The sequence below is a fragment of the Kordia algicida OT-1 genome, assembly GCF_000154725.1.
GTDB classification, from domain to species: domain Bacteria; phylum Bacteroidota; class Bacteroidia; order Flavobacteriales; family Flavobacteriaceae; genus Kordia; species Kordia algicida.
The window spans coordinates 3,148,089-3,170,372 of sequence record NZ_DS544873.1 but is presented as its reverse complement, the minus strand read 5'-3'; the positions used below and the strand labels follow the sequence as shown (position 1 = coordinate 3,170,372).

The following is a 22,284-nucleotide window of genomic DNA, read 5'->3' as shown; positions in this document are numbered from 1 at the left end:
GATAGCCTATGTTTACTAAAGTTTTAATTGCCGAAGATATGGACGACATCAACACAGGTGTCCTTACTGCGCTTTCCCAATTGGAAATAGCAACAATAGATCAAACTCAATATTGCGATGATGCAGATTTGAAAGCTAAGAAAGCACGAAAAGATAAGAAACCTTACGAATTGCTCATTACCGATTTGTCTTTTGCGGAAGATCATCGAAAACAAAAATTAGCTTCTGGAGAAGATTTATTGAAAAAGTTAAAGAAAGATCAACCCAATTTAAAAGTAATTGTCTATTCCGTAGAAGATAAATTACAACGCATTCGTAGACTCTACAATATGCACGGAATCGACGCGTATGTGTGTAAAGGAAGAAAGAGTCTGCAAGAATTAAAAAAAGCTATAAAAATAGTCTACAAAGGAGAAAAATATCTTTCTGCCAAAGCCAAAAATGCGCTGAGTAATAAGAGCGATATGGAAATTGATGATTACGATATCGGTTTATTAAAATTATTATCTAAAGGAATGAGTCAAGATGAAATTTCTGCCAATTTAAAAGGGCGCAGTATTTCTCCAAACAGCTTGAGTTCTATAGAAAAGCGGCTGAGTAAATTGAAGATATATTTCAAAGCCAATAATGCCATTCATTTGATTGCCAACGCAAAAGATTTAGGACTTATTTAATGAAATTTTCATGTATTTATGGAAAGCCGTAAGGATTTGATTTTTCATTAAAATATATTCGATATATAAAATTTAAAATATGGAATATAAAGTCGTACCATTTGTGCCTTCTGTTAGTGCAGGAAAAGAATCAGCAAATCACGTTCCCAGTCAATTAGAAGATATTATTAAAAACTATTCAGATCAAGGATGGACTTATGTCAGCTTGGAAAGTGTAACTACTGTTGTGCATCCAGAAACAGGTTGTTTTGGATTGGGTGCAAAACCTGGATACACGACAACTAGACAAATGATTGTTTTTAGCAAATAATGAAATATCTCTTATTAATCTTCATTAAAGCTTATTGGTTTTTAATACCAAAGTCCAAAAGGAAAAAATGTATTTTCAGAGTTTCATGCTCAAATCATGTCTACAAAACAGCTATGAATAAAGGGTTCATAGCTGGTTGTAAAGCTTTTAAATATAGATTTTATAATTGTCGACACGGATATGAAATTTTTAAAAATCCTGTTAACAATGAAATGCAAATAAAACTTAGAAATAACGAAGTGTTAAATCAAAAAGATATTGCAGAACGATTTCTATAAAGTCGCAATATAATCAACAAGTTTTGCGAAATCTTTTTGTCTTTTAAGTTTCAATCTTTCAGATTTGATATACTTTTTAATTTCACTTCCTTTTTCAGGAAATAACTTTACTACTGCTTTTTTCTTCGGATCAACCTGAATTAATTTCCCCTCTTTCACAATATAAAAATAATCGTATTGTGTGAATTTTGCTGCTCTATCTGCCTGATTTGCTGTTAATGCTTTTTCATTTGGAGAAAAAACACATTTCTTTTTTAGTAATAATTTAGGCTCTTTTTCATTATTCAACACTAAAAAATAACCTTGTTGTTCATAGCCATCTTCATCTTTGTAGGTAAACAATTTTAGCGTTTTATCTTCAAAAGTCAGGCGCGAATTTTCAACCTTCATCAAGGCTTCCATTTCTTTTCCATCTTCTGTAAATAATTCTATTTCGTCAGAATACGTATTGTAACGCATCATCACATTTCCATAGGATTTATTGCCAATAAAAAACTTTGCAAGCTTATATTTTTCATTCAAATACGGACTTCCTTTTACATTATCCCAATCAATTTCATATGCATCTTTTTGTTTGGTATTTAAAAATTTTCGGAGTTCATCGTAAACTTGAGAAGTACTTTCAAATTCTCTCGGAGCACCACTCATTTGCGCAAGCATAGAAGAACTATACAGCAATAATAGTGCAATTGGTAACAGTTTTAATGATTTCATAATGGTTAAAGTATTGGTTCTAATTATAAAAATACAGAAAAAATGTGGGTTTTTTGAACGACTTATCGAAGAAAGTAATTATAAATAGCACTTAAGAAGCTTGAATTTGCAACTTTTTTCTCTGTAAAGAAATAATTTCATACAGTAAAAAACCATACACAGCAATATATTCTAAAGCAACCAATTCTAAAATTTCACCGTAACCTTCTTTCTGATATGCTGTGTAACTCAACACAAACATAAATGACCAAACTACGGTAAATCGGTAGTTGGTAAATACGCTTAAAACGAGTAAAGTGGTAAAATACCAAGGATGCATCGTTGTAGTGGTAAAAAAGTAAATAGAAAGCCCAAAAAGTAAGGCAGTCACTGTTTTTTTAAAGTCGGTATTATCTCTAAAAAAACTGATGATGAGTACTGAAACAAAAACTACAATCGGCGTAATTTTTCCAATCGTAGCAATCGTATTCCAACCTACAATTTGATAACCAATCCAGCGTGCGATGTAATACAAACTTGCATTAAATTCAAAATTTTGAAAGTACAAACCAATCGTTTCTTGGTAATTTGAAATGAATTTTTCAGAAATAAACGGTAGAAACAATCCAATGACAATCGCAAAAACAATGGCATAAAATACGATCAATTTTCCTAAATTTTTCCTCAATATGGAGAATGAAGTTTTATGAATTTCCGTGATTTTACGCTTGGTAAACCATTGAAAAAGTATCGGTAAAAAGATAAAAGGCAATAACTTTACCGAAACAGACAATGCCAAAATTACCGCAGCCCATTTCCACAAACCTTTCTGTAACAAATACAAACTCCACACTAAAAAGAAAATCATTAAACCTTCAAAATGTAAGTTTCCAACGAGTTCGATAATTACGAGCGGATTTAGGATGAATAACCAAATGTTATTTACAGGTAACCCGAGATTTTTAAGTAATTTTCGACCAAAATATAATGTGCCGATATCTGCTAAAATCAAAATCAATCGTAAAACAATTACTGCGCCTGTAATGCTTTTTGGAGAAACAATCGCCGCCAACACAAAGCAGAGTTGATTTATTGGTGTATAATTTGTGTAATGTGAAGCGTTTAAACTTCCCATGCCGTCAAAAAGTGCTTGCGATTCTTGAATAGGAACGCTTCCACTCGCCATTAAATCATTGGGTAAATACAAATACGGATTCCAGCCTTGCAACAGCAATCTTCCATCCCAAATAAAGCGGTAAAAATCTTGTGATAAGTTTGGAATGCTTCCGAGAAATATCAATCGGAAAACAATGGCAATTCCCGCAAGGAACAAAAAGTTATGCTTTTCAAGTTTAATCAATCCAAAAAAAGAAGCAAAAGCAATTCCGTATAACGAGATTAAAATCACCAAATCGGTACGTACCAACGGATAGCCAAAGTAGTAGTATACAAAGGCGCTAAGCAGCACAAGTACGATGGAGAATTTATGATATTTCCCTACGGAAGCAATCACACTTTTGAACGAATCGAGTTAAAAAATACAAAGGCAAAACCTAAAAATAACATTAAGTGAAACGGAAACAATCCGAAGTCATTTAATGGATACGCGCTGTACATTCCGAAAAGGAAATACACCATTAATAACGCTTCAATAACCGTATTTGCTGAAATTTTCTTTTTGATGTATTTGTTGTTTTTCCAAGAATCTTTTAATGTTTTGATGTTGAATTTTGGTGTGCGAACAAATTCACTGCGTTTTCCCATATGACCTTCCAAAACGGCTACTGAATTGTGCACTGAAAATCCCATCGCTACAGAAAAGAAGGTAAAAAACATCTTGATATAATCGATAAAATTTGCAAATCCGCCACCTTGTACACGCTTGAACGGAAACCAAAAACAGACAAAAAAGATGATGGTACTGATGATGAAGAAACTTGAAACCGTAAAGTAAATTTCCAAATGTCCATACGTGTTTTTGATGTACAACATCGGAATGCTCAATACGCCAACAATCAACACATTTAAAAACATGGTACTGTTGAGTAAGTGTAATATGCCGTGAATTTTTGTTTTAAAAGAGATATTTTTTGAAAAAATAACACGCTTTACCATTTTGCGGAAATTTTCTGCGCCACCTTTGTTCCAACGGAATTGTTGTGAACGTGCCGCGCTAATTACAACAGGCAATTCGGCAGGCGTTTCTACATCTTCCAAATATTTGAATTTCCAGTTTTTCAATTGTGCGCGGTAACTCAAATCTAAATCTTCGGTTAACGTATCGCCTTCCCAGTTTCCAGCATCAATAATGCAGGTTTTTCGCCAAATTCCAGCAGTTCCGTTAAAGTTGATAAAGTGACCTTTGGAATTTCGTCCAACTTGTTCCAAGGTAAAATGTGCGTCGAGCGCGAATGCTTGAATCTTGGTTAATAGCGAATAATCTCGGTTAATATGTCCCCAACGTGTTTGGACTACGCCAATTTTTTCATCTTTAAAATAAGGAATTGTTTGTTGTAACCAGTCTTTCTTCGGAAGGAAATCTGCATCAAAAATCGCGATAAATTCTCCTTTGGCATCAATCAATCCTTCTTTGAGCGCACCAGCTTTAAAACCTGTTCGGTCTTTTCGGCAAATATGCGAAATGTCTAAACCTAATTGTTGTAATTCCTTGATTTTTTCTGCGGTAGAAATCACAGATTCGTCTGTAGAATCGTCCAACACCTGAATTTCTAGTTTCTCTTTTGGATAATCAATTAAAGCAATATTATCTAACAAACGTTCCATTACATACAATTCGTTGTATACCGGAAGCTGAATGGTTACGTACGGAACTTCGTTTGAATTGTTTAAATCAAAACGTGGTGCGTTGTCTTCTTGCTTCTTAGCTTTTAGATAATTAATTAGCAAGTTTAGTTGTGCCAAGCTATACAGTAAAATCAGTATCAAAGCAATAGCATACAAGGTCATTACGATAAATGACAACGCTAGTTTAAAAAAATCTGCATCAAACTCCATTTATTTAAAACTATATTTAAAAATCCAACCTAAAATTTTTACGCCAGCAAATATAGTACCTTTTACGGTACCAGAAACTTTTGAGATACCAATTCTCTTTTTGTAGCGTACAGGAACTTCAACGTATGATAATTTCTGCTTCAATGCTTTGAGTTGCATTTCTACTGTCCAGCCATAAGTTTTGTCTTCCATATTCAACTGTAAAAGCTTATCGTATTTAATAGCTCTAAAAGGTCCTAAATCGGTAAATTTTGCGACAAAAAATAATTTCATTAAAAAGGTAGCAAGCCAGTTTCCAAAAACTTGTTGTGGTGTCATCGAACCATTTTCTCGTAATGATTTTACACGCGCTCCAATGACAAAGTCGATATCATCTTCTATAATTGGTGCTACAATTTTCGTCAATTCTTCAGGATAATCTGAGTAATCGCCATCTAAAAACACCAAAATATCAGGTTTTACTTCTTGCTTGGCAATGTAATCCATGCCTTTTAAACATGCGTAACCGTAGCCTTTTCGGGGTTCTTTTAAAACCGTAGTTCCAGCAGCTTTTGCATTGAGTTCTGTATTGTCTGTAGAATTATTGCTTACTACAATAATCTCAGTCACATTTTTGGGGATTTCCTGAATCACATTTGCAATAGAATCTTCTTCATTATATGCAGGAATGATGACTTTTATAATCATTACTATATGTTTTTGTCATTCCTGCGTAGGCAAGAATTTATTTTCTATTTGAATATTATTTATAACATTCAAAGTTTTTAATTTCTAAGCGGTTCTCGATAGTGCTGTTGAGCTTCGTCGAAACAGATTTTCATTAGAATCATATTCAAAATTTAGCATTTAAAATCATTTAGTGAACAACCAATCTATCTCAAATCCCAAACACTATTTTCTCTTTTAAAGCTTGCTAAATCGGTCCATTCGCCAATTTTCTTTCCGTGTTTATACTTTTCTGCGCTGACTAATTTTTCATTTATATAACGCAAACAATAGCCGTTTTTTTGATTATTTTTCAATTGACATTTATGATTTACTTTTCCTTGTTCATCATAAAAAAGCCACCATTTGCTTTTTACACCATTTACGTAATGTCCTTCGCTTTTTTTGGTTTTATTTTCGCGATAAAAATACCAATATTTCGTTGGTTTCCCATTTTTGAAACGTCCTTCTTTTTTCAAAGCTCCATTTGGATAGTAAAATTTCCAATATTTCGTTTTTACATCATTTTTTACCCAACCTTCTTCCTTCATTTGCCCATTATCATAATAGGTTTTCTCATACTCTTTTTGTCCGCTTACGCTGAATGTCACACTGAAACAGATAATAAGGAATAGATTTTTCATAACTTTAGGTTTTGGCTTTTTGTTGTTAGCCAGAGGCATTTGGGTATTTATGTTATATTTTAAAGTATATTCCCAGATTTCCGATAGAATCATATTTAAAATTTTCAATTTCATAGCTGTTCTCGATACAACTTTTCTTCATTTCATTTGAAAAATCACTCGAACTGACGTTTAAGTTTTTATATCACATTCAACATTCAACATTCAAAATTTCATTACTTATTTTCTTCCAACATTTCAAACAAGTCCATATCGTTTCCTAAAATTACTTCAGGAACTTTATGACGAGTTGCGCCATCATCGCTAGCATTTTCTAATTTTAAAACTCCTCTTGGGCACACAGCACTACAAATTCCGCATCCTACACAAGAAGAACGCACAATATTTTGTCCTTTTTGCGCATATGCACGAACGTCAATTCCTTGTTCACAATATGTTGAACAGTTTCCGCAAGAAATACACTGTCCGCCATTCGTCGTAATTCTAAATTTAGACTTAAAACGTTGAATGATTCCCATATACGCTGCTAACGGACAACCAAAGCGACACCAAGTTCTGTTTCCTAAAAGTGGATAAAAACCTGTTCCAATCACGCCGGCAAAGATTGATCCGATTAAAAATCCATACCATTCGTTAATTCTGTATGCGTTGATTCCAAAAAATTCATTTTGATTAGCCGCAGCAATATCAGGCGCATTGATTACATAATAGGTATTGTAGCCTACAATAATGGTCATAATAACTGCAAAAACCAATACAGGATAAATGGTCCAGCGTTCTATTTTCCAAGCAATCAAACGTTTGTCTGACAATTGACGATACGGATCTCCAAGCGTTTCTGCCAATCCGCCACAACCACAAACCCACGAACAATACCAACGTTTTCCATAAAAATAGACCAAAACTGGCACTAGAATAAGTGAAAGAATTATGCCCCAAAAGAACATAAACTTTCCTAAATGTCCTGCTTCTAAATAGTTTTTCACATTCCAATCGGTCAAGAAATTATAATCCAACGGCCATGCGTTTTTCAAGTCTACTCCTGGCAAATCGAATAATGGTAAAATCTCTACTAATAAGAAGGCAAATATGATTTGAAACGCCAATACTACCGCAGTTCTAACTATTTGATATTGATTGTGTCTGTATTTGATGAACATACGAATTGCCATAACTGTCATAGAAACTGTGTACAGTAAACCGTATACAAACCATTGTGAAGCCGATCCATTTTCAATAAAAAGTGCTTTTACAGGATCTACAATACTTGTCCAATTGACAATTACATACGGATGAAAGTATAGTAAAACGTAGAAGATGACTAAAAATCCAAAAACAACAATGCCAACCCAACCGCGATTGGTTGCATTATTTAAATAAATTCCGTTGTTTTTGATGCCAGGAATTGGTTTTAAAAACAATCCTGTAATGATAAACATCAGCGATCCAATAATTCCCAAACCGAAGGTTAAGAATAGAAATAAACCTTTATTTTCTACGATTATTCCACTAGAAGCTGCTTTTGTAATATCAAATCGCGAATATTTATTGTCATACAAAAAGAATTCTTTTGCCAAGTTTCTATTCGCATCATTTACTTTATTGGTCAAATCATTTTGAAACGTTTCTACCGAATCATACGTTTTTCCCGGACTATACATCCAATTGGTAGATTGATCTAATGTTTTGGCTTTTTCTCCACTTAACACCTGATCGACGACTTCCTTTGTGTACACAACGTTTCCATTTTTGGTAGCAGCTGCGATGAGTTTTTCTGTTTCTTCGGAAGAAATTCCTTTTTCTTTAGCAATATCCTTAGAAACTTGCTGATTGTGTTTTTCAAATAATCCTTTTACATCGCTCATAAAAGAAAATGGATTGCTATAAGTTTTGTCCAAAACACCATTTTCTTTGGCAACTTTGGCAAATGTTTCGGTTACTCTTGCTTTTTTATCGCTAAAAGTTTGTTCAATAGAAGTTTCTGTTAAAGAATAATTTCCCATAAAAAGCGTTGCACTAAACAACACTACGGAGGCAATAAATATATAGAGTCCTGCAATTCGAATGAATTTCATAATATAATTTTTAAGATGAGGTGATTAGTAACTGAAAATACGTTTCCAGCTTCTTTTTTTAGGTTTGATAGCTGTTTGGTGCTCACTATTGAACTGCGCAACAATCTCTTTTTCGTATTGTTTATAAAACTCAGGATCAAAATTGGCATCGGCTAAATGCTCTAAAACGTATTCTACAGAACGATTTTCGTTCAGCCACGTATCAAAACTGTGATGACGCATGCGAATTCCAAACGTATTAATTCCTAAAAATTTGCGAGTTTCTTTATGAAAAGCAATCGTAATACAAATATGTTTCTTAGGATGTTTCCAGTGAAAATGTTGTTCATAATCTGGTCGCCCACGTTCGCCAAAAACCCAACCATACGTTTGATATTCAATGTCTAAAAACTTTGCAGAATTAAACCAATGCCCCGGATTGTAATCTCTCGGATTTCCGCACAATGTCTGCGCTAAGGTTTCGCCCATCATTCTTCCCGTGTACCAAACCGCTTCAATTGGTCTGCGATTTCCAATGGCTTCATGTTGCTCAGCACAATCGCCAATGGCATAAATATCTTTTACATTGGTTTCCAAACGTCGATTCACTTTTACGCCGCGTCCGAGTTCAATATTGGAATCTTTTAAGAAATCAACATTTGGCGAAACTCCTGCGGTCAATCCGACAACCGTACACGGAATTTCTTCGCCTGTTTCTTTAATAATAATCGACTTTACATTTCCGTTTTCGTCTGCTTTTATTTCTTGTAAATTCACGCCCAAACGCAAATCAATATGATGTTCTTTTATATGTTGGTTAATCATTTCCGATTCGCCTGCAGGTAACACACCGTTCCAAAAACTACTTTCACGCACTAAAAATGTTACGGGAATATCTCTGCTTTGTAGCATTTCTGCGAGTTCAATTCCAATCAATCCGCCACCGACAATTACAGCGCGTTTACATACGTCGTTATTTGGCGCATATTGTTCTAGTTTTTCTAAATCTTGTTTGTGATACATGCCCATTACACCATTCAAATCTTGTCCTGGCCATCCAAATTTGTTAGGTTTTGAACCTGTAGCGATGATGAGTTTATCATATTTCATCGTTTCTCCACTAGCAAAAACGAGCTCTTTTGAAGCATCTTTTACGTGCTTTACAAAACCTTTTTTCAGTTCGATGCGATTCTTTTCCCAAAACCAATTTTCATAAGGTTGCGTGTGTTCAAACTTCATATGTCCCATATAAATATACATCAACGCTGTACGCGAGAAGAAATACTCAGTTTCAGCAGAAATGATGGTAATTTTTTTATCGGAAAGTTTTCGGATATGTCTGGCAGCCGTAACTCCAGAAATTCCATTACCTATAATTACAATATGTTCCATAAGGTTGATTGGGTTTTTTACTTTTCGCTTACGCGGAAAATGTTCGTGTCGGGAATTCTGTCGCTAGTAAAGTTAATAACTTATACATTGCTATAGAATTTAGAATAATTATAAATTAAAAAAAGAATGTAAGGTTTTACAAAAAATGACAACTTGTGGACGCTTGAAAATCAAATATATAAATGATATTTTTTTTTGCGAAAGACTGTAAGTTCTAAAATGTTTTGCGGACTTACACAGCATTACAAATTGAAATTAATTATCATGCGACACATAACAATCACATTTATAGCAGTTTTATTTACCACATTCAGTTTTGCACAAAACACCGATACTTTTTTTAATGCTTCTGATGTATTCTTTAAGGAATATGTAAAAAACGGACGTGTAAATTATAAAGCTGTAAAGAAAAACGCTGCGGAATTAGACGCAATTTTAGCTTCAACAAATAAAATTACAGTCAATAAAAGTGATGCAAATACCTATCAAGCGTATTGGATAAATATTTACAATCTCACTGTAATTAAAGGAATTATTGAAAATTATCCTGTAAAATCACCTTTAGATATTAAAGGTTTGTTTGACAAGACGAAATATGCTGTTGGAGGCAAAAAAATTACCTTAAATGATATAGAACATAAGTTATTGCGCGCGCAGTTCAATAACGATCCACGTTTTCACTTTGTATTGGTCTGCGCAGGTTTAGGTTGTCCGCCAATTATTGCCGAAGCCTACAAGCCTGAAACTCTTGACACACAATTAACGCGACAAACAAAAATAGCTTTAAATAGTGACGATTTCATTAAAGTAAATGCCAAAAAGAAACGTGTACAACTTTCTGAAATTATGAAATGGTACAAAGGCGATTTTACCCAAAATGGAAACGAAATTGACTTCATCAACAAATACAGAGACGAAAAAATCGCAGAAAAATCGAAAATCAGTTACTATCCGTATAACTGGAAATTGAATGAAACGAAATAAGGTATCGAGAAACAGATTGCCACAAGTTTTTCAAAACTTTCGCAAAGATGTAAAACAAAGAAATTCAAAACGTCACTTCGAGTGATTTTCAAGAGAAAATCGCACTTCGATAAACTCAGTAGAACTATCGAGAAGTACTTCGAAATCGAAAATTTTCAACTTAAAACTAACAAACAAAAAATACTAAATATAACTAAAATGAAAAAGAACAATCTAATTTTAACCATGCTTACGTTACTTTTTGTAAGCTTCTCATTTGCCCAAGATCAAGATGATGAAACAACAGACGACAGAAGTAACATTCAGGAATTTACACCTTCCAAATTATTGAAAAAAGGACAATGGGATTTAAAATTCTTCAACAGTATTTATACACAAACAGAACGTACAGATGCGGAATCAAACTCTCTAACTGTACCAAGAGAAACATTTTTTACAAGTACCACAGAAGTATATACTGGAGTTAGCGAAAGTCGTAGAGTAAACGTTGGTTTAATCGTACAGATACGCTCCAATACGTTTGGTGGTGCAGGCGCTTTAGATGTATTACAATTTAAAGACAACGATCAGGCGAGAAGCGGATTAACTGTTTTAGCACCATCAATTAGAGTGCAACCTTTTAAGAATATTTCAAATTTTTCTTTTACGAGTTCGGTGTATTTGCCAATTTTTAAAGACAAGCCAAATGCTCCGTATTTAGATAAGAGAAGTATTTTTTGGGAAACAAAATTTTTCTATGATACGACATTCGGACAAGACAAATGGCAATTATTTACGCAAGCTGACGTAGGATTTAACTTTGGAGAAAAAGCCACAGAAGCAGATCCAAATACGTCAAACATTGGAGAACGTTTTGCAAACAACAGTTTATTCTTACCATTTGCAGCATTTTTAAGCTATTTCCCTTCAACGGAATCAACAATTTATATCAACGGAAAACAAGGTTTTTTAATTGATTTAGGAAACGATTTTTCTCAAAACTTTACATCATTCGGAATTGGAGGAAAATACCAATTAAACGAAGTATTAAATGTGGAAGCTTCTTTTGATAAATTCGTCAGAGGAAACAATTTTCAAGGATTGGGACAAACTTTTAGCGTAGGTTTAAGAGCTATTTTTTAATAATAATAGTACATTAGGAGTCTAAATAGTTCATCAATGAAACTTAGACTCCTTTGTATATTTTTTGGCTTTTTACAATTTTCATGTACGAGTCAAGCACAAAAAATAAATGGTGTTAGTTATGTAGCGGCGCCAAATCCTATCAATCAAAATCATGTAGATCCTGTTGTAAAATTACATGCAAATTACGCTGCGGTAATGCCTTTTGGATTTCTTCGGAAATTAAACGGAACAGAAGTGGTTCACAATACAGACCGACAATGGTTTGGAGAAACACGAAAAGGAGCAAAGCAATATGCAGAACTTTTACAAAAAAACAACATTAACATCATGGTGAAACCGCAAATTTGGGTTTGGAATGGTGAATTTACAGGATTAATTTCGATGGAAAACGAAACCGATTGGAAAGCATTTGAAGCTTCTTACGAAAGTTTCATCCTCGAATATGCGAGTTTGGCAGAAGAAATTGACGCAGAAATGTTCTGTATTGGAACCGAATTGCACACGTTTGTTGCAGCACGACCTGAATTTTGGAATGCACTTATCACGAAAGTGAAAAAAATATATAAAGGAAAATTGACCTATGCAGAAAATTGGGATTCATTTGAAAAAGTTCCGTTTTGGAAGCAACTCGATTTTATAGGAATTGACGCGTATTTTCCGCTCAGCGAAGAAAAAATACCAACGCTGGAAAGTTTGCAAAAAGGCTGGCAATCGCATAAAGATAAAATAGTGAATTTATCTAAAAAAGTAGATCGAAAAATTCTCTTTACCGAATACGGATATCGCAGCATAGAATACACAGGAAAAGAACCGTGGGATTCCAATAGAAAAGGAAAAGTATTGAATTTAAAAGCGCAAGAAATTGCCTTGCAAGCGTTGTATAATGAGTTTTGGAAAGAAGATTGGTTTGCTGGCGGATTTATCTGGAAGTGGTTTCACAACTATGAAAAATCTGGTGGATTGGAAGATTTTTACTTTACACCACAAAACAAACCGGCGGAAAAAATTGTTAGAGAAACATACAAATTACATCAATAGAAAAATAACGAATGAACACATTAAAAATAATACAATTTAGCACTTGCATCCTATTATTTTTTGCAATCAGTTCATGTCAATCAGATGATTCTGAAGCTGTAATCAACTTAGAAAATACCGAAAAGCTATCAGATATTATTGCAAATCGCACGGTGGAAACTGGTGCTGTCATTGCTTGTGCGGCAAGTGATGCAAACAATTCTGATATAGTAAATGTGTATTATTATTTGGAAGAAGGTGCAAGTAATGTTCAGTTTTTTGAAACAAATACTGCTAACGTTGACAAAAATGATTATACAAATTACAGACGCTTGGCAATTACTTCGACACCACTTTTTGAAGGTTATATCGAGCAATTTACGCGTTCTTTTGGAGAAGATCAATGGGTTATTGTAACGTATGAATTAAATGATGAAATCAAACTTTCCAATCCGATTCGAACCAAAAATATATCAAAGCCGACAGTCTGGACGAATGAAATAACAATCAATCAGGAAACTTCTAAAATGCCATTATTTTCATGGGAACACAACACAAATGGCGACAACGCTATTTACTTTCAAATAGTTTCTACAGTTGACAACGGACTGCTATCAGGAACATACACTAACGAGAATAAATTTCAATATTACGACACTTCAAATGTGGTGCTTAATATTTCGGAAGAAAACCCTATTGATCTGACAATTAACAACTCCTATAAGTTTACGTTAATGGATGTTAGTGCTGATAATTGGGTAAATACAGTAATTCAAGATATCTTTGTGGCTCAATAGCTATGAAAAAAATACGACTACTTTTTATATTTTTATGTGTTGCCTTTCAGGGAATTGCGCAAGACAATATCGTCTATGATGTCAAATTTCAGGGACAAAAAAAGAACAAAGTTGGTTTTCTAAAAAAATATGTCAGTGTTCGAAATGGTGATGTGTTAGATTCGCTTCAACTAGAAAAAGATGTCATTCTGCTGAAACGTTTGGCAGGAGTTTCACATGCGTATTATCAAGTATTTAAATCGCATGACAATCTGTACAATGTATTTTACAATATAGAAGAAAACTTTACGCTTATTCCAAATGCAAATTTGTGGACGACAACTAATGAACAAGTTGCGTATAAAATTGGACTGTACGACTATAATTTTTTAGGGAGAAATATCGCTTTTGGCGGATTTTACCAAAATAACGGATTTGACTCATACGGAATCAATCTGCGTGCGCCAAACCTGTTTACACGAAGCTTGGGAATTGCCATCAATCATCAAAATTGGACAAGTGAAGAACCTTTATTCTTTGATGATGGTTCGGCAAACTACAAATACAGCAATACTGCGTTTGAAGTATTGGCGTTGTATCAAATAAATTTCAAACATCGCTTGCAATTCGGAATCAACGTTTTTACCGAAGAATACAATTATTTAAATGGCTTGACTTCAGAGTCCATTCCACAAAACCTAAAACTAGACAAACAAATGCTAAAATTTGTCTACGAATACGACGGATTGAACTACGATTACCAATACATAGAAGGCACCAAAAATACACTCTATTTGCAATACGTAACGACAGAAAATAATTTTCAAGACAACTTCCTCATTGGTTGGAGCGACTTTTTATACTTCGCGCGAGTTGGCAAAAAAGGAAACTGGGCAAATCGCTTTCGTTTTGGAGTAGCTTCCAACAACGCAAGTCCATTTGCGCCATTTTCGGTAGACAATAACTTAAACATTCGTGGTGTTGGAAACATTATTGATCGTGGAACAGCAAGTTTGGTGCTGAACTCAGAATATCGCTACACGTTATATGAAAAAGGCTGGTTTATCTTACAAGGAAACGGATTTATAGATGCAGGAACTTGGCGAAATCCAGGAGGCAATTTTAGTGATTTTGCAGACAGTGACAATTTTAGAATTTATCCAGGAGTTGGCTTGCGATTCATTCACAAGCGAATTTTTAATGCCATTTTCCGAATCGATTACGGATACGGAATTACCAAAAATGCAAGTCGCGGAATTGTCTTTGGAATTGGTCAGTATTTCTAATATAGATGTTAAACTGCTTCGCTGTTAGATATTAGATCGTTTTGCTTTTAGACCTTTTCTCGAGAAACTCTTTTTTAAATTAACGTGAGTTCGACGTAAAAATTTTAGTTTGAAACTTTTCTTTTCCGCAGTATAGCAGGAGTTTTTCGTTAAAAATTTTCGAAACCTTGGAGAAATGTTAATTCATGAACTCCATAACAGAAAATAGAGCATGGTGAACTAAAATTTAGAAAAATTCATGCGGTTTTAGTTTTTCCCTAAAAGAAAAACTAAAAATACCTCTGGAAATCGAAGATTCATGAGTTCCATAATTGAAAATAGAAATCATACGAACTAAAAGTTCCCTTTCTTTTGTTGATGCCTGTGCTGAACTTGATTCAGTATTCTTTGGGTAAGCAAAGAAAACGAAAATAAAGCGCTAAAAATGAATTATATAGAAGAATTATTTCTAAAATTACTATAAATGTAAATTGAATGATTTATATCGAACTGACGTTAAATTGAGCAATCTAATCAAATTCGGAAAATCAAATATAAGTCTTGCACTAAGCGGAGTCGAAGTGTAAATTCCTTAAATTTGTTACCAACCAAAAACTCAATCTTGTGAAAATCATCTTTTCCCTTTGTTCGGTATTGTTACTATGCTTGGTAAGTTGTCAAACTTCCAATAATAATGACAACAATAATACTAACGACAACAAAAGTAATGACATTACATTTCACGCTTCACACTTAGCAGAACGTCAAAATACGCCTTTTAGTGCCGCTGTAGAGACAGAAAATCTGTTATTCTTATCTGGTCAAATAGGAAAAGATCATAAAAAAGGAATGTTAGTTGCTGGCGGCATCAAAGCAGAGACGAAACAAGCCATTGAAAACATCAAAGCGGTTTTAGCACAACACAATTCTTCTTTGGATCGTGTGGTAAAATGCACAGTGATTTTAGCAGATATCAACGATTTTAAAGATTTTAATAGTGTGTACGTTCAGTATTTTCCAAACAAACCTGCACGTACAACATTTGCTGCTGGCGGATTGGCAATAGGAGCAAAAATTGAAATTGATGTGATTGCCGCAAAGTAATTTTAACCAAAAATATAGATACAAAAACGAAGCTGTCTAAAAAGTACAGATTTCGTCAAACCCAACCTTTCGACTGTCGCTCAAGACAAGCTTGATTATTCATGTATATCTATTTGATAATTTGGTATTCATGAATGCAAGCATTTCAGTTTCTCATAACAGTTGAAAATCAATATGATAAGATTCTGGAACCTGTGCTGAATTTATTTCAGTATCAAGTCCAGAATGACGTTTCAGTACACTTTTTAAACAGCTTCGTTTTTTCTATAAAAAAAGAATTATTTATTGTTTTGGCAAACAGGACCACCATCTTTTGTAAACTGACATAATGCTCCATCATCTTTGGTTACTCTACAAAAATTTGGACAGGTAACTTCCAATCCTGAATGCAAACCACCCTGAACTCCAGTAGAGTTAATTTTAGAAATTGCCCTTTTGTTTAAAGACAAGTTTTTTAATGTTTGTTTTTTCATAATTATGATGTTTTTAATGAATTAATTTTTGATGCAATTAACTCAAAATTAGGGTTTTAAAAAACCATAGGTGTTCGTAATTTATAAAAAGCGAATCGCCATTTATAAATTACGAGAAGCTTTCTGAATAAAAGAAAAAAAATAAATTTCATCTTTTTTTTGTAACATATTTTTAAAGTCGATACTTACGGAGCAAATAGAAATTAATTGATCTATTATCATCCTAAAAAACATATAGGATCTTAGGCTAGCTAGTAAGATGCTGAATCAAGTTCAGCATGATGATACATCGTAAAAACAAAAAACATGAAAAAACTAATCATACTTATTGGCTTTATCGTAAGCAGTTTTATAGGAAATGCACAAGACAAGAAACTTGAAAACTCCGTATTGTGGAAAATTGAACATAAAGACTTGGCAAAGCCATCGTATCTTCTTGGAACGGTTCATATTTTATGTGAAGATGATTTTTCAATTCCTAAAAAAGTCACAAAGGCTTTTAACAAAACTGAAAATTTAGTGTTGGAAGTAGATTTATCTGATACAAAAGCACTGATGGCAGCACAACAAAAAATGATGTCTTCAGGGAAATTAACGGAAGAATTATCAAAAGAACAACAAATATACTTAGACAACTTGCTAAAGAAAGAAATGAATATGTCGTTACAAATGGTTGACAATTATACCTTGATGACCGTTTATACATTATTGATTCAGCAGAGTTTGAACTGTCCTACAAAAAAAATGTACGAGTTTGAATTAATCAATCTAGCGAAAGCGCAACACAAAAAAATTGCAGGTTTGGAAACCTTAGACAATCAATTGGATTATTTTGCAAAAGCCTATCCAAAAGATTTTTTATGGCAACAAATTGAATTGCATCAAGAATACAAACTCATGTTTAAAGAAATGGTAACCAACTATAAAAACGAAAACATTACAGCATTGTTTGAAGTGATGAATGACAAACGTTTTTTTAACGAAAATGCCGAATATTGGATGCTAACTTATCGCAACACAAATTGGGTAAAGTTGATGCCTGATCTTATGAAGAAACAAAGTAATTTATTTGCTGTTGGATCAGCACATTTAGTAGGTAATAACGGCGTGATTCATTTATTACGCAAACAAGGTTATAAAGTAACTCCAGTACACTAAAAGCAACTCTTTGGAACTTACAGAACAAGAATTTCTAAACAAAATCACGATTCACAAAGGAATCATTCACAAGGTTTCCCGCATCTACTTTGAAGATGCGGCAGACCGTGAAGATTTGGTACAAGAAATTATCTTGCAACTCTGGAAATCTGTCAAATCATTCAATGGAAAAAGTCAGTTTTCGAGTTGGATGTATCGGGTAGCACTCAATACGGCAATTGTATTTTTTAAGAAAGAAAAGCGGAAGCCTGACAACTACAAAATGCCAGAACATGTACAATTGGCACAGGAAGATTATTCGGATGAAAAAGAACAACAATTGAAGGCTTTTTACAAAGCTGTACATGAGTTAAATAAAATAGAAAAGGCACTAATTTTTCAGTTTATAGAAGGTTTTTCGGGAGAAGAAATTGCCAAAAACTTAGGAATGTCACCAGTAAATGTTCGCGTAAAACTGAATCGAACGAAGAAAAAATTAAAAGAAATTATAAAAAAACAAAGCCATGGATTTTGATAAAATAAAAGAATTGATGGATGATGAGAATCAAGATGATTTTCAGTTGCCAAGCAGTTTAGAAGATTTAAAAGAAAGTCAAATGCCAATTGCCAAAATCCGTAAGACGATGAAAGGTGAAATTGCCACGCAATTGACAGGAATCGTTATATTTTTCGCATTTCCTGCGCTGGTAAAAATGTATGAATTGCCACGTGCTGTATATTTAATTCTCATGTTTGTCACGAGTTTAATGACCTTGGGATATTTGGCAAAAATGGTTTGGTTTTTACGCCGAACCTCAAGTGTGGCACAACAAACAAAGGAAACTATTTTACGATTTATCCATGACATAAAATTGACAATGGAAGTCTACAAAACGGGAATCATTGCAGGTTCGTTGTTGTTACCAATTTCGGTAGCGGCAATCTTTATGGGTGTTGAGCATCGTGGTGCAGATCGTTTCTCAGAATGGTTTTTGTTGCAAATGCCAACATCAACATTACTATTGGTCATTTTTGGATATTTGGTTTCTTGTGTATGTATTTACTACATCACGGTAAAATGGGCAGATCAATTGTATGGTGTGCATGTTCGGAAGTTGGAGGAAATTTTGAAGCAGATGGAAGAATAGATTCGCTTTGCTCATCAATTCAAAGATTTAAAAATTCAAAGATTCAAGGTTGTTTCTGAGATCATTATTTGAAACTAATTGCCACATTAAAATTTAAGTATCGCTGTCGCTCAAAGTATGTTCATATTTTAGTTTGAATTTCCAATTACTCTTATAACTTGACCAATACCTAATACCCAAAAGCTAATGCCTATTTTTTCGCTTCACTCAATTCAAGGATTTAAAAATTCAATGATTCAAGGTTGTTTCTGAGATCATTATTTGAAACTAATTACAACATTTCCAAACTTTCAAATTGCTACATTAATTCTAAGTCGTCTAAAAAGCGTGATTTTTCTTTTTATGAAAAGAAACCAAAGTTTTATTAATGTCTTTAAGTTGAGGTGTCAATGATGTTAATTCCCCTTTGTCATCATTGGTGGCTTCACAATTGCAAAGCATGCATTGGTATTCGTTTACATGTGAAGTGATTTTTTTCGTAACTCGATAACGATGACCGAAAATGCTGCAGTATAATTTCCCTAAGGAAAAAGTAGTTTTTATACTCGTATGATCCATGGCGGTAAGTAGGTTAAATAGTTATTTTTGGACACAACTAATATACATAAACCGAATAATAAATCCGACGAAAAGACTCTTTTTTTAGACGAACGACACGTTTTTAAAAGTTGAATGGTAGTTTTAAAAATAGATTCTTTCATAGATAAATTTAAAATCTTAAAAAGAAAAAAGTAATTTCTTACTTGCATATTCAGTTTACTTCTTAAAGGAGCTTTATTGTGATAGATTTTAGAGAAGTTAAATTAATTTCCTACAAATTTTTTTAAAGAAAATAACAAATCTTCTTCATTTTCTATATGACTCATATGTCCGTCAGGAAAAATATCGACATCAACTTCTGAGTTTTTAGTTTGATCTATTAAATCTTCAAAAGCTAAAATTGGATCGCGTTTTCCAATAATCATCATTTTTTTATATGGCGAAAAATGCAACAACACTTCACGATCTTCCCGAATTTTCATACCTTCTAAAGCCGCTATAATTCCTTGTAATGAAGTTGTCAAGGCTTCTTTTTTGACTTCTTTGATAGTTTCTGCGAAGATTTTACGATTTTTTGGTCGAAATAAGTTTGAAATTGAAATACGAATAAATTGTTTGTGATTGTGTTTTACGGCGTTAATAGCACGATCACGGTTCACTTTTCGTTCTTCACTATCAGCTCTCGAAGTAGAATTTATCAAACACAAAGCTTTTACATAATCAGGGTACATTTCGGCGAAAGCCAACGCTACATAACCGCCCATAGAATGTCCTGCTAGATGAATTTTACGCAATTTGAGTTCTTTCAACACCACAAAAACCGTTTCTGCCATTTCTTCCATCGTGTGAATGTAACCCAAACATGGCGTTTTTCCATGACCTAACAAATCTATCGTAATGACTTTGTGTGTTTTAGAAAAAGTGTCCACATAAATTTTCCACATGGAACTCGTTTCCAGAAAACCGTGTAATAACACAAGCGCTTTTCCTTTGCCAGAAACCGAATACGCAATTTCTATATTTTTATATGTTACAAACTGTTGCATGTCGCAAAAATATGTATCTTTCGTTAGCTGTAAAACCATTCGTTAAAAATGTTATCGTCTACTTTTCAAAAACTTTCCAAATCTTCCGAAAAGAAATTATTGTTCTTGGCAATTACTACTTTTATGTTGGCAGGAAGTTGCATGCTGTACTTCGATAGATTTTTAAAAACTGATTTTGCGCCTAATAAAATTATCTCTTTTGAATTATCGAGTACACTTAAATGTAGCCAGGATATTTTAATGTCATGGCAAAAAAAAGAAGGTGCGCTGCAAGCTGCAGAATGGAGTTTGTGGTTCGATTATATTTTTATCATTACATATGTGATGTTCCTCTCTTTACTTATTCATTTAGTTAGAAAACATGTCGCAGACAATTCGACAGCATTGGCATATCGCTTGGGAACAGTTTTAATTGGAATGACCATGTTTGCAGGATTTTTGGATATGGTGGAAAATTTTGCGTTGCTTCAGTTGTTTTATGGTGATTTACAGAAACATTGGACACTTTTAGCATTTGCTACAGCTTCTATAAAATTTATGCATATTGGACTTGGCTTACTTTATGTGGTTATCGGTTTTGGTGTCATACTTCTTAAAAAAATCAAATAAATGTCAAAAAATAAAGAACTTTTTGTTACTGCTTTTGCCTTATTTTCTATGTTTTTCGGAGCAGGAAATTTATTATTGCCACCATTGTTAGGATACCAAGCAACCGATCAGTGGTTTTGGGTAACGCTCGGATTTATGATTACGGCTGTTGTGATTCCAATTTTTGGAATTTTGGCGCATGCGCGATTGCAAGGTTCTATGTTTGACTTCGGAAAGAAAGTTTCGCCCGTATTTAGCAGTATATTTTGCATCATTATTTACATCATTTCTGTAACGATTCCTTCTCCACGAACAGCCGCGGCAACACATGAAATTTCTATATTTCCCAACTTTGGAACGAGTGCTTTATTGACGAGTAGTATATATTTTGCCTTGGTGTTAATTTTTGTGTTGAATCGTTCAAAAATTCTCAATTTTATTGGAAAATTCCTGACACCATTAATCGTTTTAATTATTTTGGCGATTATCGGAATTGGCTTAAGTATGCCACATGAAACCGTAGAAGTTTCTAAAATGGAAGGTTCGCCATTATTTGCAGGATTGTTGGAAGGTTATCAAACTTTTGATGCGATTGGTGCAATTGTAATTGGTGGCGTTATTATTATTTCGCTAAGGCTGAAAGGACACGATTCATTTGAAGAAAAGAAACAACTTATTGCCAAATCGGGTTGGATTGCTGGTTTTGGATTGTTCGCCATTTATGCAGGATTGATACTTTTGGGGTCGTATTTTAGTAGTGAAATTAATATAGATATGAACATGAGTGGCGATATGAAACGTGCTACTTTATTGCGAGGTATCAGTTTGGCAACGTTAGGAAATATCGGAACAGCATTTTTAAGTGTATTGGTCGCGCTGGCATGTTTTACGACTGCTGTCGGAATCATTACAGGAACGGCAGATTATTTCAAAGAATTATGTAAAGGTTCGCAAAATACATACATTATTACGGCAGTAATTGCTTGTATTATAGGAATTGGTGTTGGACAATTGGATTTTCATAATATTATTGTTATTGCCATTCCTGTGTTAAAATTTATCTATCCAATTGCGATAGTATTGATCTTTTTAAATATAGTTTCACAAAAATTTGCAACACCAATTGTATACAGAATTGTTGTCTTGGTAACCTTTGTTTTTGGTTTGATAGATGCGATTGCTTTCTTTTTCCCGAAAGATCAATTTATCGTTATGTTTCGCAAAATAATGCCATTAGGGGAATATGATTTTGCTTGGGTTTTGCCAGCATTTTTAGCGTTTGTATTGGTTGGCTTTTTTCAGCGGAAATAGATTTG

The 22,284-nt window shown here is 33.7% G+C and carries 23 protein-coding genes; 14 read left to right on the top strand and 9 right to left on the bottom strand.

Annotation, left to right across the window (positions count from 1 at the left end):
• Positions 1 to 8 precede the first annotated feature (8 nt).
• The 3 genes from KAOT1_RS13545 to yidD all read left to right on the top strand — a co-directional run bounded on the left by KAOT1_RS13545 (position 9) and on the right by yidD (position 1,262).
• The gene (locus tag KAOT1_RS13545) at positions 9 to 674 is read left to right on the top strand and encodes a helix-turn-helix domain-containing protein (protein WP_007095395.1); all 666 of its coding nucleotides are present in this window, start codon (positions 9 to 11) and stop codon (positions 672 to 674) included.
• Between the two features lie 79 nt (positions 675 to 753).
• On the top strand, positions 754 to 984 hold the full coding sequence (locus tag KAOT1_RS13540; RefSeq protein ID WP_007095394.1) for a hypothetical protein: 231 nt from the start codon (positions 754 to 756) through the stop codon (positions 982 to 984).
• On the top strand, positions 984 to 1,262 hold the full coding sequence (gene yidD / locus KAOT1_RS23780) for a membrane protein insertion efficiency factor YidD (protein ID WP_007095393.1): 279 nt from the start codon (positions 984 to 986) through the stop codon (positions 1,260 to 1,262). Before KAOT1_RS13540 ends, yidD begins: the two co-directional genes overlap by 1 nt.
• Here yidD and KAOT1_RS13530 read toward each other — a convergent pair.
• The 7 genes from KAOT1_RS13530 to KAOT1_RS13500 form a co-directional block, all read right to left on the bottom strand.
• The gene (locus KAOT1_RS13530) at positions 1,257 to 1,976 is read right to left on the bottom strand and encodes a hypothetical protein (protein WP_007095392.1); all 720 of its coding nucleotides are present in this window, start codon (positions 1,974 to 1,976) and stop codon (positions 1,257 to 1,259) included. The two genes, yidD and KAOT1_RS13530, sit on opposite strands and share 6 nt — an antisense overlap.
• A 91-nt stretch (positions 1,977 to 2,067) precedes the next feature.
• Positions 2,068 to 3,468, bottom strand: a complete 1,401-nt coding sequence (locus tag KAOT1_RS13525) for a putative hexosyltransferase (RefSeq protein WP_007095391.1) — start codon at positions 3,466 to 3,468, stop codon at positions 2,068 to 2,070.
• Positions 3,465 to 4,970 (bottom strand): cellulose synthase family protein, encoded by a 1,506-nt coding sequence (locus KAOT1_RS13520; protein WP_007095390.1) that lies wholly within the window; start codon positions 4,968 to 4,970, stop codon positions 3,465 to 3,467. Before KAOT1_RS13520 ends, KAOT1_RS13525 begins: the two co-directional genes overlap by 4 nt.
• Positions 4,971 to 5,657 carry a glycosyltransferase family 2 protein gene (locus KAOT1_RS13515; protein WP_007095389.1) on the bottom strand — a complete coding sequence of 229 codons (687 nt, stop codon included), beginning with the start codon at positions 5,655 to 5,657 and terminating at the stop codon, positions 4,971 to 4,973.
• Positions 5,658 to 5,842: 185 nt separating this feature from the next.
• Positions 5,843 to 6,319: a toxin-antitoxin system YwqK family antitoxin gene (locus KAOT1_RS13510; protein WP_040560083.1), complete on the bottom strand. Its 477-nt coding sequence runs from the start codon at positions 6,317 to 6,319 to the stop codon at positions 5,843 to 5,845.
• 215 nt (positions 6,320 to 6,534) lie between these two features.
• A complete protein-coding gene (locus KAOT1_RS13505; RefSeq protein WP_007095387.1) occupies positions 6,535 to 8,394 on the bottom strand; it encodes a 4Fe-4S binding protein in 1,860 nt (619 codons plus the stop codon).
• Between the two features lie 24 nt (positions 8,395 to 8,418).
• Positions 8,419 to 9,765, bottom strand: a complete 1,347-nt coding sequence (locus KAOT1_RS13500) for an NAD(P)/FAD-dependent oxidoreductase (protein WP_007095386.1) — start codon at positions 9,763 to 9,765, stop codon at positions 8,419 to 8,421.
• 264 nt (positions 9,766 to 10,029) lie between these two features.
• Here KAOT1_RS13500 and KAOT1_RS13495 point away from each other — a divergent pair, with 264 nt between their 5' ends.
• From KAOT1_RS13495 to KAOT1_RS13470, 6 genes are all read left to right on the top strand, one after another.
• A complete protein-coding gene (locus KAOT1_RS13495) occupies positions 10,030 to 10,749 on the top strand; it encodes a DUF547 domain-containing protein (RefSeq protein WP_040560082.1) in 720 nt (239 codons plus the stop codon).
• A gap of 198 nt (positions 10,750 to 10,947) precedes the next feature.
• The gene (locus tag KAOT1_RS13490) at positions 10,948 to 11,871 is read left to right on the top strand and encodes a hypothetical protein (protein ID WP_007095384.1); all 924 of its coding nucleotides are present in this window, start codon (positions 10,948 to 10,950) and stop codon (positions 11,869 to 11,871) included.
• 36 nt (positions 11,872 to 11,907) lie between these two features.
• On the top strand, positions 11,908 to 12,912 hold the full coding sequence (locus KAOT1_RS13485; protein WP_007095383.1) for a glycoside hydrolase family 113: 1,005 nt from the start codon (positions 11,908 to 11,910) through the stop codon (positions 12,910 to 12,912).
• An 11-nt stretch (positions 12,913 to 12,923) separates the two neighbouring features.
• Entirely contained in the window at positions 12,924 to 13,688 is a 765-nt protein-coding gene (locus tag KAOT1_RS13480; RefSeq protein ID WP_007095382.1) for a hypothetical protein, read from the top strand.
• A 2-nt stretch (positions 13,689 to 13,690) separates the two neighbouring features.
• On the top strand, positions 13,691 to 14,953 hold the full coding sequence (locus KAOT1_RS13475; protein WP_007095381.1) for a BamA/TamA family outer membrane protein: 1,263 nt from the start codon (positions 13,691 to 13,693) through the stop codon (positions 14,951 to 14,953).
• A 603-nt stretch (positions 14,954 to 15,556) separates the two neighbouring features.
• Positions 15,557 to 16,036 carry a RidA family protein gene (locus KAOT1_RS13470; RefSeq protein ID WP_007095380.1) on the top strand — a complete coding sequence of 160 codons (480 nt, stop codon included), beginning with the start codon at positions 15,557 to 15,559 and terminating at the stop codon, positions 16,034 to 16,036.
• Between the two features lie 278 nt (positions 16,037 to 16,314).
• Here the strand turns inward: KAOT1_RS13470 and KAOT1_RS13465 are convergent, their stop codons facing one another.
• Entirely contained in the window at positions 16,315 to 16,509 is a 195-nt protein-coding gene (locus KAOT1_RS13465) for a hypothetical protein (protein WP_007095379.1), read from the bottom strand.
• A 306-nt stretch (positions 16,510 to 16,815) separates the two neighbouring features.
• Between KAOT1_RS13465 and KAOT1_RS13460 the strand changes: the two genes are divergently transcribed.
• The 3 genes from KAOT1_RS13460 to KAOT1_RS13450 are packed head-to-tail and all read left to right on the top strand — an operon-like array spanning position 16,816 to position 18,794.
• Positions 16,816 to 17,667, top strand: coding sequence for a TraB/GumN family protein (locus tag KAOT1_RS13460; RefSeq protein ID WP_007095378.1), 852 nt, complete (start codon positions 16,816 to 16,818; stop codon positions 17,665 to 17,667).
• Between the two features lie 10 nt (positions 17,668 to 17,677).
• Complete coding sequence (locus KAOT1_RS13455; RefSeq protein WP_007095377.1) at positions 17,678 to 18,181, top strand: RNA polymerase sigma factor; 504 nt, start codon at positions 17,678 to 17,680, stop codon at positions 18,179 to 18,181.
• Positions 18,171 to 18,794 carry a hypothetical protein gene (locus KAOT1_RS13450; protein ID WP_007095376.1) on the top strand — a complete coding sequence of 208 codons (624 nt, stop codon included), beginning with the start codon at positions 18,171 to 18,173 and terminating at the stop codon, positions 18,792 to 18,794. Before KAOT1_RS13455 ends, KAOT1_RS13450 begins: the two co-directional genes overlap by 11 nt.
• A gap of 803 nt (positions 18,795 to 19,597) precedes the next feature.
• Here the strand turns inward: KAOT1_RS13450 and KAOT1_RS13445 are convergent.
• Positions 19,598 to 20,419 (bottom strand): alpha/beta fold hydrolase, encoded by an 822-nt coding sequence (locus tag KAOT1_RS13445; RefSeq protein ID WP_007095373.1) that lies wholly within the window; start codon positions 20,417 to 20,419, stop codon positions 19,598 to 19,600.
• Positions 20,420 to 20,428: 9 nt separating this feature from the next.
• Here KAOT1_RS13445 and KAOT1_RS13440 point away from each other — a divergent pair, with 9 nt between their 5' ends.
• Together KAOT1_RS13440 and brnQ are read left to right on the top strand one after the other, a co-directional pair.
• A complete protein-coding gene (locus KAOT1_RS13440; protein WP_007095372.1) occupies positions 20,429 to 20,989 on the top strand; it encodes a hypothetical protein in 561 nt (186 codons plus the stop codon).
• A complete protein-coding gene (brnQ, locus tag KAOT1_RS13435) occupies positions 20,990 to 22,279 on the top strand; it encodes a branched-chain amino acid transport system II carrier protein (protein ID WP_007095371.1) in 1,290 nt (429 codons plus the stop codon).
• Positions 22,280 to 22,284: the final 5 nt, after the last annotated feature.